Genomic DNA, 12,288 nt, shown 5'->3' with positions numbered 1-12,288 from the left:
AAGGCGGCCGTGCGCGACCTGGCGGCGCTCGCCGATCGCGCCGAGCGCGCCGCGCCGGAGACCCGGGAGGACGCGGAGAACGCGCTGTCGGTGGGGTTGGCGCGCACCGGCGCGCACCAGCGGTCGCAGGCGCTGGTCGTCGAGCTCGCCGACGCGGAGACGCGGGTGATGATGGCGCGCCGCTTCTACAACGACGCGGTGCGCGACACCCGTGCGCTCGGGGAACGCCGCCTGGTCCGATGGCTGCGGTTGGGCGGCCGCGCGCCGCTGCCGACGTATTTCGAGATCATCGAACGAGTCACACCCGAACGGCAGAAGTGACGCGGTCGGGGTGATCCCTGCCACCGGGGAGAAACCGGTGCTCACCTAGACTGATCGCACAACCGTCGCGGAACCTGCGTCACCGCCCGCGGCGCGGTGAGATCGACCTGACATCTGACACCAGATCGCGATGAGAGCGGTCGTGGACACGAGGAGAAATCAGTGAGTCAAGACGGCGCGACCGTTCCCGAGGTCGGCCAGGGCACCGCCCGTGTCAAGCGGGGCATGGCCGAGATGCTCAAGGGCGGCGTGATCATGGACGTGGTCACCCCCGAGCAGGCGAAGATCGCCGAGGATGCCGGCGCGGTGGCCGTGATGGCTCTCGAGCGGGTGCCCGCCGACATCCGCGCCCAGGGCGGCGTCTCGCGGATGAGCGACCCGGACATGATCGACGGCATCATCGACGCCGTCTCGATCCCGGTGATGGCCAAGGCCCGCATCGGCCACTTCGTCGAGGCGCAGATCCTGCAGAGCCTCGGCGTCGACTACATCGACGAGTCGGAGGTGCTGACCCCGGCCGACTACGCCAATCACATCGACAAGTGGGCGTTCACCGTGCCGTTCGTCTGCGGTGCGACCAACCTGGGCGAGGCGCTGCGTCGCATCACCGAGGGCGCGGCGATGATCCGTTCGAAGGGCGAGGCCGGCACCGGTGACGTGTCCAACGCGACCACGCACATGCGCAAGATCCGCGACGAGATCCGTCGGCTGACCTCGCTTCCGAAGGACGAGCTGTACGTCGCGGCGAAGGAGCTGCAGGCGCCCTACGAGCTCGTCGCCGAGGTCGCCGAGGCGGGCAAGCTCCCGGTCACGCTGTTCACCGCCGGCGGCATCGCCACCCCGGCCGACGCCGCGATGATGATGCAGCTCGGCGCCGAGGGCGTGTTCGTCGGATCGGGCATCTTCAAGTCCGGCAACCCCGCCCAGCGCGCAGCCGCCATCGTGCAGGCCACCACCTTCTACGACGACCCGGACGTGCTGGCCAAGGTGTCGCGCGGCCTCGGCGAGGCGATGGTCGGCATCAACGTCGACGAGATCCCGCAGCCGCACCGACTGGCCGAGCGCGGCTGGTGATCTTTCCGTCGGAGACGCCCCCGGCCGACACGCCTGCGACCGAACACTCGGCAGGACTCGCGATCCGGGGGCTCTTCGACGGTAGTATCTGCTGATCATGGATGCGGCGACCATCGTTCGAGACGCCTCGGTCTCGGGCACACACATCGTGGGTGAACTGCGGCTCGAGTGGTCGGCGGCCTGCAATGTCGGACGGGTGCGCGAGACCAACGAGGACGCGGCGCTCGTCCTGCCGGGCATCTATCTCATCGCCGACGGCATGGGCGGACACGACAGCGGCGAACTGGCCAGCGAGGCGGCGCTGCTCACCCTCTCGCAGGCGACGAGCGCGGGCGAGCTGGACGCGACGAAGCTGCAGCTCGACGACCTCCTCGTCGCCGCGCAACGACGGATCGGCGAGATCGACACCGAGACCGACCGTCGTGCGGGTACCACGACCACCGGCGCCGTCCTCGTCATGCACGACGACAACCCGCACTGGCTGGTGCTCAACATCGGCGACTCGCGGACCTATCGGTTCCAGAACGGCACCCTGCAGCAGCTCACCACTGATCACTCGCAGGTCCAGGAGTTCATCGACGCCGGATTCCTGACACCCGAGCAGGCGCGCACCGACCCTCGGCGCAACGTGATCACCCGCGCGCTCGGCGCCGGGATGATCGATCCGGTTCCCGACTTCTTCAACACCCCGGCCTTCCCCGGCGACGTGTTGCTGCTGTGCACCGACGGACTCACCGGCGAACTGCCCGACGAGGAGATCGGCGACATCCTCGCGAGCTCCTCGTCTTCGGAGGAAGCGGTCGAACGCCTCGTCGACGCCGCGCTCGCCCTGGGCGCCCACGACAACGTCACCGTCATCGTGGTGGCCGTGCACGAGTCGGTGCCGACGCTGACGATGCCTGCCGTAGACGCTTCCGCGGAGGCGTCGACCGACGCCGCGGACGCCGCCGGCGCAAACCCGGGCGCGGAGAGCGCCGGTTGATCGGACGGACCCGATGAATCCTGGTCAGGACAGCCCGGTGTCGCCTGCTGCGCCGGTTCCCGGCCCCGGCGCCGCCGCTTCCGGGACCGACGACTCCGCGACATACGTCGAATACTGCGGGGAGCGGACCGAACTCGATCCCGGGCGTCGTTTCTTCATCGGCCGGGAAGCCGACCTGTCGATCGACGACAACCCGTACCTGCATCGCCGATTCCTGGTGGTGCACAACGAGAACGGGCTGTGGTGGCTGACCAACCTGGGCACCCACCTGTCGGCGAGCGTCTCGGCCGGCGACGTCGGTTTCACGGCGACGCTCGGTCCGGGTGCGCGCATGCCGCTCGTCTTCGGCGAGACGACGATCGTGTTCACCGCCGGACCGACCACCTATGAGCTGAGCGTCTTCGCCCGGGCGCCGCAGGTGAAGTCGGTGACTCGGCCGGAGTTCTCCGGCGGCCACACCACGCAGGGCGTGCCGACCCTGACCGAGAGCCAGAAGCTGCTCATCGTCGTGCTCGCCGAGGAGATCCTGCGTCGCGAGGGGACCGGGGCCAGTGCGATCCCGTCCTCGGCGCAGGCCGCCCGGCGGCTGGGCTGGTCGCTGACGAAGTTCAACCGCAAGCTCGACAACGTCTGCGACAAGCTCGACCAGCTCGGTGTGAGCGGGATGCGCGGCGGGGGAGGCAAGCTCGCGTCCAACCGCCGCACGAAGCTCGTCGAGTACGCGATCGCCTCGCGCATCGTCACGCGTGCGGACCTGCCGCTGATCGACGCCGAGGCGGCGCGCAACGCCGCCGGCTGATCCGGCTCGGCCCTCCACCCGGCCCCGCCGGCCGGTAGTGGTGGTCCCCTAGGGGGCGCATCCGGGTCTCACTCACACGTGCAAGGCTGTGACCTGCGAAAACAGCATGGGGAGTTCTCCCCATCGGGTGGGGAGTTCTCCCCATCGACGCCGGGCGCGCACGCCCATAATCTTCAACTCATCGCCGGAACGTCCCGGCCAGAAACCATCCGGTTCGAATGAGTGAAGAGGACACACCATGACTGCGATCGCCCACCCGGCCCAGCACCTGCGTGACGCTCGTCGAGACGCCGAGGCGCTCAAGCGCCGCCAGGAGGCCCTCGCGCGCCTCGCGGCCCGCCGGATGCCGCTGCCGGGCCGGCACATCCCGCATCAGGCCGCCCAGCCGGGGCTCGGCCATCGCGCCGGTCATCCGCACCTGCACCGCGTGCCCGCCGCGCCGGCCCGTCCCGCCGTCTCCGACGACGGCTCGCAGGCCGCGAGCGGCCGCGCGAAGCCGAACCTCACCGCTCGCGAGATCGAGGTGCTGCGCACCTGGATGCTCGTCGACTCCAAGCCCGCGGTCGCCCAGGAGCTCTACATCTCGCTGGGCACCGTGAACACCCATCTCACCCGCATCCGCGCCAAGTACGCCGAGATCGGCCGTCCCGCACCGACCAAGGCGTCGCTCGTCGCCCGTGCCATCCAGGACGGCATCATGTCGCTCGACGAGCTCTGACCCGGATTCGCCCCTCACCACGGCGATCGCCGTCACGTGGGCGATACTGGTCGGCGTGGCAGCCATCGAGGACATACTCCAGGTCGAGCAGATCGAGACCGACATCTACCGGGGTGGCGCGTTCCCGAGTCACCTCCAGCGCACCTTCGGCGGCCAGGTCGCCGGCCAGTCGCTGATGTCGGCGACCCGGACCGTGGACCCCGAGTTCCACGTCCACTCGCTGCACGGGTACTTCCTGCGCCCCGGCGACCCGGACATCCCGGCGGTCTTCCTCGTCGACCGCATCCGCGACGGGCGGTCCTTCGTCACCCGCCGGGTCACCGGCATCCAGCGGGGCGAGGCCATCTTCACGATGTCGGCCTCGTTCCACGTCCGCACCGACACCGGCATCGAACACCAGGACCGCATGCCGCCGGTCCCCGAACCCACCGAGCTGAACGACCGGCTCGACGAGATGGGCGAGGAGGAGCGTGCGGTGTTCAAGGAGTGGAGCAACTTCGACCTGCGCGTGGTGCCGCGCGAGAAGATGGTGACGTCTCCGTATTTCGCTGCGCAGCAACGGGTTTGGTTCCGATACCGGCACCGGCTGCCGGACGACACGGTGTTCCACGTCGGCACCCTCGCCTACATGAGCGACATGACGCTGCTCGGCTCGTCGCGGGTTCCGCACCCCGATTCCAACCCGCAGGTCGCCTCGCTCGACCACGCCATGTGGTTCATGCGCCCGTTCCGGGCCGACGACTGGCTGCTCTACGACCAGACCTCGCCGTCGGCCGCCGGCGGCCGTGCGCTCACCCAGGGCCGGATCTTCGACCGCTCCGGCCGCATGGTGGCCGCGGTGACGCAGGAGGGCCTCGCCCGCACCGGACGAGAGATGCCCGCAGACCAGCACGCGCGGACCGACCAGTGAGCGCCGCGACACGACCCCGGATCGGGGTTCTCGCACTTCAGGGCGACGTCCGCGAGCACGTCCACGCCCTGCAGGCGGCCGGGGCCGAGGCGGTGCCGGTACGCAGGCAGGCGGAGCTGGACGAGGTGGACGCGATCGTCATCCCCGGCGGCGAGTCGACGACGATGAGCAAGCTGCTCGGCATCTTCGACCTCCACGACCCGCTCGTCGCGCGTCTGCGCGACGGGATGCCGGCCTACGGCTCGTGTGCCGGCATGATCATGCTGGCCTCGACGATCCTCGACACCCGCCCCGACGCACGGCATCTCGACGCCCTCGACATCACGGTGCGCCGCAACGCATTCGGCCGTCAGGTGGAGAGCTTCGAGACCGACCTCGACTTCGCCGGGATCACCGACCGGCCCGGCGCGCAGCGCATGCGCGCGGTGTTCATCCGGGCCCCCTGGGTCGAATCGGTCTCGCCGGATGTGGAGGTCCTCGCGCGTGTGCCCGAGGGACCTGCGCAGGGACGGATCGTCGCGGTGCGGCAGGGTAAGGTGCTCGCCACGTCCTTCCACCCGGAGGTGACGGGGGACCGCCGAGTACACGAATATTTCGTGGAGATGGTGCGTCGGTAAGATCGTGCCGAACCAGCGATAGAGCAGACGCCCGCGGCATCGAGCCGCGTACCTGCGCCGGAAAGGATGCGACGGACACATGAGCGGCCACTCCAAATGGGCCACCACCAAGCACAAGAAGGCGGTCATCGACGCCAAGCGTGGCAAGATGTTCGCCAAGCTGATCAAGAACATCGAGGTGGCGGCACGTACCGGCGGCGGAGACCCGGCCGGCAACCCGACGCTCTTCGACGCCATCCAGAAGGCGAAGAAGTCCTCGGTTCCCAACGACAACATCGAACGCGCGCGCAAGCGCGGTGCCGGTGAGGAAGCCGGCGGCGCCGACTGGCAGACCATCATGTACGAGGGCTACGGCCCCAATGGCGTGGCGATCCTCATCGAGTGCCTCACCGACAACCGCAACCGCGCGGCCGGCGAGGTCCGCACCGCGATGTCCCGCAACGGCGGCAGCATGGCCGACCCGGGCTCGGTGTCGTACCTGTTCGCCCGCAAGGGCGTCGTCACCCTGGAGAAGAACGGGCAGACCGAGGACGACATCCTCATGGCCGTGCTCGACGCCGGGGCCGAGGAGGTCACCGATCTCGGTGAGTCCTTCGAGATCGTCAGCGAGCCCGGAGACCTGGTCGCGGTGCGCACCGCGCTGCAGGAGGCGGGCATCGACTACGACTCCGCCGAAGCCAGCTTCCGCCCGTCGGTCGAGGTCGCGGTCGACGCCGACGGCGCGCGCAAGGTGTTCAAACTGATCGACGCCCTCGAGGACTGCGACGACGTGCAGAACGTCTACAGCAACGTCGACGTCAGCGACGAGGTCCTCGCCGAGCTCGAGAACGACTGAGCGTTGCCCGGGGCGTGTTGGTCCCCGGGGTTGTCGGACCCTCCCGATAGAATCTCGAACAACTGTTCGCAAGAGGTTCGCTCGGGAGGGTTCTGTGCGCGTCATGGGCGTCGATCCGGGGCTCACCCGGTGCGGTATCGCGCTGGTGGAGTCCGGACGCGGGAGATCGGTGACCGCGCTCGACGTCGACGTGGTGCGCACCCCCAGCGACATGGAGCTCGCCGAGCGACTGATGAGGGTCTACACCCAGGCGTGTCACTGGCTCGACGTGCATCAGCCGGACGCGGTCGCCATCGAACGGGTCTTCGCCCAGAACCAGGTCTCCACGGCGATGGGCACCGCCCAGGCCGGCGGGGTCATCGCGCTCGCCGCCGGGCAGCGCGACGTGCCGGTCCGGTTCCACACGCCGTCGGAGGTCAAGGCCGCCGTCACCGGCAGCGGTCGCGCCGACAAGGCCCAGGTGACCATGATGGTCACCCGCATCCTCGGGATGCAGACCAAGCCCAAGCCGGCCGACGCCGCCGACGCGCTGGCGATCGCGATCTGTCACTGCTGGCGCGGGCCGATGATGGAGCGGATGGCGGAGGCGCAGAAGAAGGCCGAGGCGGCCGCCGCCCGACACCGGCAGCGGATCGCCGAGGCACGAGAGGGGAGTCGCGCATGATCGCGTCAGTCCGTGGCCCGGTCGTGGAGATCGCACTCGATCACGCCGTGATCGAGTGTGCGGGAGTCGGATACCGCGTCCTCGCGACCCCGGTGACGCTGTCGCGGCTGCGCAGGGGAGAAGAGGCGACGCTGCTGACCTCGATGATCGTCCGCGAGGACTCGATGACCCTGTACGGGTTCACCGAGCCCGACGCACGTGCGCTGTTCGCTCTGCTGCAGACGGTCACCGGCGTCGGACCGCGACTCGCGATGGCGACCCTTGCCGTCCTGGAGCCCGACGCGCTGCGCCGTGCGCTCGCCGAGTCCGACACCAAGGCGCTCACCTCGGTGCCCGGGATCGGCAAGCGCGTCGCCGAGCGCCTGTGCGTCGAGCTGCGCGACAAGGTGGACCGCCCGGCCGGGGAACCCGCGGCGGGCGGCGCGGTGGCCGGCGGAGGAGTGCGCGACCAGGTGGCCGAGGCCCTCGTCGGTCTGGGTTTCACCGCCGCACACGCCGAGAAGGCGGTCGCCGCCGTCCTGGCCGACACCCCCGACGCCGACGCGTCCACCGCGCTGCGGCGCTCGTTGACGCTGCTCGGTAAGGCCTCGTGATGACCGACGACCCGGACCGCGCCACCGATTTCGCCGAACGGGAGGTCTCGGCGACGCCGGTCCGCTCCGACGGCGACCTCGACGCCGGGTTGCGGCCCCGGTCGCTGGCGGACTTCATCGGCCAGCCGCGCGTCTGCGAACAGCTCGAACTCGTGCTGCACGGCGCCCGCAAGCGCGGCGGCACCCCCGACCACATCCTGCTGTCGGGACCACCCGGACTCGGCAAGACCTCGCTCGCGATGATCATCGCATCGGAGATGGGCGCGGCGATCCGCGTCACCTCGGGTCCGGCGCTCGAACGCGCCGGCGACCTCGCCGCGATGCTGTCGAACCTCGTCGAGGGCGACGTCCTGTTCATCGACGAGATCCACCGCATCGCCCGGCCGGCCGAGGAGATGCTGTACCTGGCGATGGAGGATTTCCGTGTGGACGTCGTCGTCGGCAAGGGGCCCGGGGCCACCTCGATCCCGCTCGACGTCGCGCCGTTCACCCTGGTCGGGGCCACCACCCGCTCCGGATCGCTGACCGGCCCCCTGCGCGACCGGTTCGGCTTCACCGCGCACATGGAGTTCTACGAGCCCGGCGAACTCGTGTGGGTGCTCAAGCGCTCGGCCGGCATCCTCGGCATCGCGCTGCGGCCCGACGCCGCGGAGGAGATCGCCCGACGCTCCCGCGGGACGCCGCGCATCGCCAACCGGCTCCTGCGGCGCGTCCGCGACTATGCCGAGGTTCGCGGCGACGGCACGGTCACCGTCGACATCGCCCGCGCCGCGCTCAAGGTCTACGACGTCGACGAACTCGGCTTCGACCGACTCGACCGCGCCGTCCTCGACGCCCTCATCCGGGGATTCGGCGGGGGACCGGTCGGGGTCTCCACCCTGGCCGTCGCGGTCGGTGAGGAGCCCGCGACCGTCGAGGAGGTGTGCGAGCCGTTCCTCGTGCGCGCCGGCATGATCGCCCGGACGCCGCGCGGACGCGTCGCCACCGCGGCCGCCTGGCACCACCTCGGGCTCACGCCGCCGGCCGGTGCGATGAATGCGAGCTTCGGCGCCCGCCCCCGGGAGATCCCGACGGGCTCGCTGTTCGACGACCTCTGACCCCGGCTGTCCGATCCCGGACGCCGCCGGGGAACCCCGGCACCGGGACCCGGCGTGAGGTAGCACACCACCTGCAGGGATGACGCGGGCGGAGGACGTGGCACACTGTGTGGAGCACGGCTGAGCCACGAAGATCCCTCACGTCCACTGACGCGGGGTGATGGCTCACGCGGTACACCCACGAAATACAAAGGACTGACTCTCACCCATGGACGCTCTGCTCTTCCCTCTCCTGCTGGCACTGCTCGCCGGCTTCATGTTCTTGTCGATGCGGAAGCAGAAGAAGCGTGTCGCCGAAATGCAGGAGATGCAGAGCTCGGTGTCCACGGGTACCCGTATCCAGCTGACCTCCGGCCTGTTCGGCACCGTCATCGACGCCACCTCCTCGGACTACGTCGACGTCGAGATCGCCACCGGCGTGGTGACCCGCTGGAACCGCCTCGCGATCATGCGCATCGTGCCGACCGACGAGGCCGCGGCCACCTACCCGGGGCACACCGCCCCCGAGGACGAGTTCGAGGGCTACTCGGACGACTCGGTGAGCCTGGACAAGCCGTCCTCCGACGAGGGTCGCGACACCGACAAGTGATCATCCGGGTGCCGCGTCGTCGTGACGCGGCGCCCGACACGACCTCCGACGCGATTGTCTGCTCTGAGGTGGCCCGTGTGCGCTCGCGCGCGTACGGGCCGCCCGCGTCGGTCGGGGGTCTTGCGGCCGGATCCACCTCGGCCGGTTGACGTTCCCAGAAGGAGACCAGAACAGCTGTGACAACTCCTCGCTCGACCGGGAAGGCGGCCAGTCCCGCCCGGAAACGGTCGCGACCGAGTCGTGAGATCCCGCCGTGGCGCCCGCTGGTGGCGTTCCTCGCGCTGCTCGCCGTCGTCTACGGACTCGTGTACTTCACCGGCCCCAAGACCCTGGAGCCCAAGCTCGGCATCGACCTGCAGGGCGGCACCCGGGTCACCCTGACCGCCCGCACCGAGGACGGCAAGGAGCCCACCCGCTCCCAGCTCGACCAGGCGAAGCAGATCATCGAGCAACGTGTCAACGGTCTCGGTGTCGCGGGATCCGAGGTGGTCGTCACCGGCAACAACCTGGTCATCACGGTCCCCGGTCAGGACGGCGCGCAGGCCAAGTCGCTCGGCCAGACCGCACGCCTGTACGTGCGCCCGGTCATCGGGGCGGTGCCGGCGACCCCGCAGCCGCCGAAGCCGGAGGAGCCCGAGGACGACAAGAGCACCGACGGCACGCCCACCGAAGAGGCGGCGGCCGCGATCGCCGAGCAGCGCAAGCTGCGCCAGGCCCCCGGCGACGCCTCCCAGCAGCAGTTGGAGGCGCTGCAGCAGTACATGTCGAAGATCGACTGCTCGCCGACCGCCAACGACCCGCTCCTCGGCAACGACAAGCCCGACGAGTACCTGGTGGCCTGCTCCACCGACGGCAAGGAGGTCTACCTCCTCGGCCCGCAGATCATCGACGGCCGCGACATCAAGGACGCCGCCGCCGGCACCGACCCGCAGACCGGCGAATGGGTCGTCACCCTCGAGTTCAAGGGCAAGGCCGCGAGCTTCTGGCCGAAGTACACCGCGCAGGAAGCGCCCAACCGGACGCAGACCGCGTTCACGCTGGACTCGCGCGTCGTCTCCGCGCCCGCCATCAACGAGCCGATCCCGGGCGGCCAGACCCGCATCAGCGGCAGCAGCGCCGACCCGTTCACCGAGGCGTCGTCGAACGAGCTGGCCAACGTCCTGAAATACGGTTCGCTGCCGTTGTCGTTCAACGCCTCCGACGCCGAGACGGTGTCGGCGACCCTCGGCCTGTCGTCGTTGCGAGCGGGCCTGATCGCAGGCGCGATCGGCCTGATCGCGGTGTTCCTCTACGCCCTGGCCTACTACCGCATGCTCGGCATCCTGACGATCCTGTCGCTGGTGCTGTCCGGCGCGATGGTCTACGGCATCATCGTGCTGCTCGGGCGCTGGATCGGGTTCACCCTCGACCTCGCCGGCATCGCCGGTCTGATCATCGGTATCGGCATGACCGCAGACTCGTTCGTCGTCTACTTCGAGCGCATCAAGGACGAGATACGCGAGGGACGCAGTTTCCGGTCGGCGGTGCCCCGCGGTTGGGCGAGCGCCCGTCGGACCATTTGGTCGGGTAACGCCGTCAGCTTCATCGCCGCCGCGGTGATCTACATCCTTGCCATCGGCGAGGTGCGCGGCTTCGCATTCACCCTGGGACTCACCACGATCCTCGACGTCATGGTCGTGTTCCTGGTGACGCACCCGCTGGTGGTGCTCGCCAGCCGGTCGTCGTTCATGTCCAAGCCGAGTGTCAACGGTCTCGGCGCGGTCGCCGAGGTGGCGCGCGAACGCAAGGTCGCGGCCCGCCGGCAGGCGGCGGCCAAGGCCGGCGCGACGGCGGCCGGCGCGACGTCGTCGAACCCGGACACCGACACCAGCGAGAAGGGGTCTGCGCGATGACCACACCGGACAACCAGAACCCGGACACCGCCGACACCGCGGTCCTCGACGACGCCACGCCGTCGCAAGGAACCGACGCCGACTTCGTCGCCGACACCAAGCGGTCGTTCTTCTCCCGGCTCTACACGGGTACGGGTGCCTTCGAGATCGTCGGCAAGCGGAAGATGTGGTACATCGTCACCGGCGTGCTCCTGCTGATCTGCGTCGCGTCGATCGCGATCCGCGGGTTCACCTTCGGTATCGACTTCGAGGGCGGCACCCAGATGTCGGTGCCCGTGGTCTCCTCGGAGATCACCGCCGACTCGGTGGAGACCGTCGTGACCGACGCGCTCGGCAAGGAGCCGGAATCGGTCCAGACCGCCGGCGCCGGCAGCAGCGCCACCGTCCAGGTGCGCACCGAGACCCTCGACCTCCAGCAGGCCGAGGCGGTGACCCGGGCGCTCGCCGCCGAATTCGGCCCGGAACTCTCCGCCGCCGAGGTCAGCATCTCCGACGTGAGCTCCACCTGGGGCCGCGAGATCACCGAGAAGATGGTGATCGCGCTGATCGTGTTCCTGGTGATCGTCTTCGTCTACATCGCGGTGCGCTTCGACCGCGAGATGTCGGTGGCGGCCCTGGTGTCGCTGTTCTTCGACATCGTCGCGACCGCCGGCGTCTACTCGCTCGTCGGCTGGGAGGTCACCCCGGCGACGGTCATCGGCCTGCTCACCATCCTCGGTTTCTCGATCTACGACACGGTCGTCGTCTTCGACAAGGTCGCCGAGAACACCCGCTCGGTCCTGCAGACCACGCGCCGGACCTACGCCGAACAGGCCAACCTGGCCATCAACCAGACCCTCATGCGCTCGATCAACACCACCGTCATCTCGGTGCTGCCGATCATCGCCCTGATGGTCGTGGCGGTGTGGCTGCTCGGTGTCGGCACGCTCAAGGACCTCGGTCTGATCCAGCTCGTCGGCGTCGTGGTCGGCACCTACTCGTCGGTGTTCCTCGCCGCGCCGTTGCTGGTGACGCTCAAAGAGCGTCGCGAGGACGTCAAGCGGCACACCACCCGGGTCGTCAACCGTCGCGCCGGCATCGAGACGTCGGAGCGGGATCGTCCGGTGCGGCATCGTCGCCCGGCGCGCGCCGCGGTGGCCGACACGGACGACACGGAAGCGAAGGTCCCGACGGGCAAACGCCGGCGGAACCGCTAGT

Annotated in this window: 13 protein-coding genes and 1 pseudogene; all 14 read left to right on the top strand. The window is 69.6% G+C overall.

The genetic code is table 11. The annotated features are described in order from the left end of the window. Window positions 1-102: 102 nt before the first annotated feature. Window positions 103-195 (top strand): annotated as a pseudogene (locus GP2_RS22445) (NUDIX hydrolase); the annotation flags it as partial. A gap of 288 nt (window positions 196-483) precedes the next feature. Next, window positions 484-1,395, top strand: a complete 912-nt coding sequence (pdxS, locus tag GP2_RS03610) for a pyridoxal 5'-phosphate synthase lyase subunit PdxS (RefSeq protein WP_006899114.1) — start codon at window positions 484-486, stop codon at window positions 1,393-1,395. Window positions 1,396-1,492: 97 nt separating this feature from the next. Continuing rightward, window positions 1,493-2,377 (top strand): PP2C family protein-serine/threonine phosphatase, encoded by an 885-nt coding sequence (locus GP2_RS03605; RefSeq protein ID WP_006899113.1) that lies wholly within the window; start codon window positions 1,493-1,495, stop codon window positions 2,375-2,377. Window positions 2,378-2,390: 13 nt separating this feature from the next. Further along, complete coding sequence (locus GP2_RS03600; protein ID WP_006899112.1) at window positions 2,391-3,176, top strand: FHA domain-containing protein; 786 nt, start codon at window positions 2,391-2,393, stop codon at window positions 3,174-3,176. 238 nt (window positions 3,177-3,414) lie between these two features. Further along, window positions 3,415-3,894, top strand: coding sequence for a helix-turn-helix transcriptional regulator (locus GP2_RS03595; protein WP_006899111.1), 480 nt, complete (start codon window positions 3,415-3,417; stop codon window positions 3,892-3,894). A gap of 55 nt (window positions 3,895-3,949) precedes the next feature. Then, complete coding sequence (locus GP2_RS03590) at window positions 3,950-4,804, top strand: acyl-CoA thioesterase (protein WP_006899110.1); 855 nt, start codon at window positions 3,950-3,952, stop codon at window positions 4,802-4,804. Next, window positions 4,801-5,421, top strand: coding sequence for a pyridoxal 5'-phosphate synthase glutaminase subunit PdxT (gene pdxT / locus GP2_RS03585; RefSeq protein WP_006899109.1), 621 nt, complete (start codon window positions 4,801-4,803; stop codon window positions 5,419-5,421). The genes GP2_RS03590 and pdxT overlap by 4 nt, the downstream gene beginning before the upstream one ends. Before the next feature lie 79 nt (window positions 5,422-5,500). Next, window positions 5,501-6,256, top strand: coding sequence for a YebC/PmpR family DNA-binding transcriptional regulator (locus GP2_RS03580; protein WP_006899108.1), 756 nt, complete (start codon window positions 5,501-5,503; stop codon window positions 6,254-6,256). Window positions 6,257-6,350: 94 nt separating this feature from the next. After that, complete coding sequence (gene ruvC, locus GP2_RS03575; protein ID WP_006899107.1) at window positions 6,351-6,920, top strand: crossover junction endodeoxyribonuclease RuvC; 570 nt, start codon at window positions 6,351-6,353, stop codon at window positions 6,918-6,920. Next, window positions 6,917-7,513, top strand: a complete 597-nt coding sequence (ruvA, locus tag GP2_RS03570) for a Holliday junction branch migration protein RuvA (RefSeq protein WP_006899106.1) — start codon at window positions 6,917-6,919, stop codon at window positions 7,511-7,513. Before ruvC ends, ruvA begins: the two co-directional genes overlap by 4 nt. Beyond that, window positions 7,513-8,610, top strand: coding sequence for a Holliday junction branch migration DNA helicase RuvB (gene ruvB, locus GP2_RS03565; RefSeq protein ID WP_006899105.1), 1,098 nt, complete (start codon window positions 7,513-7,515; stop codon window positions 8,608-8,610). Before ruvA ends, ruvB begins: the two co-directional genes overlap by 1 nt. Before the next feature lie 208 nt (window positions 8,611-8,818). Further along, window positions 8,819-9,199 carry a preprotein translocase subunit YajC gene (gene yajC / locus GP2_RS03560; RefSeq protein WP_006899104.1) on the top strand — a complete coding sequence of 127 codons (381 nt, stop codon included), beginning with the start codon at window positions 8,819-8,821 and terminating at the stop codon, window positions 9,197-9,199. Window positions 9,200-9,375: 176 nt separating this feature from the next. Further along, window positions 9,376-11,091: a protein translocase subunit SecD gene (secD, locus tag GP2_RS03555; protein ID WP_006899103.1), complete on the top strand. Its 1,716-nt coding sequence runs from the start codon at window positions 9,376-9,378 to the stop codon at window positions 11,089-11,091. Beyond that, window positions 11,088-12,287, top strand: coding sequence for a protein translocase subunit SecF (secF, locus tag GP2_RS03550; protein ID WP_006899102.1), 1,200 nt, complete (start codon window positions 11,088-11,090; stop codon window positions 12,285-12,287). The genes secD and secF overlap by 4 nt, the downstream gene beginning before the upstream one ends. Window position 12,288: the final 1 nt, after the last annotated feature.

It is taken from the genome of Gordonia paraffinivorans NBRC 108238, from assembly GCF_000344155.1.
Taxonomy (GTDB): Bacteria; Actinomycetota; Actinomycetes; order Mycobacteriales; family Mycobacteriaceae; genus Gordonia; species Gordonia paraffinivorans.
Note: the sequence above shows the minus strand (reverse complement) of the source record. Positions and strands in the feature narration are given on the sequence as shown.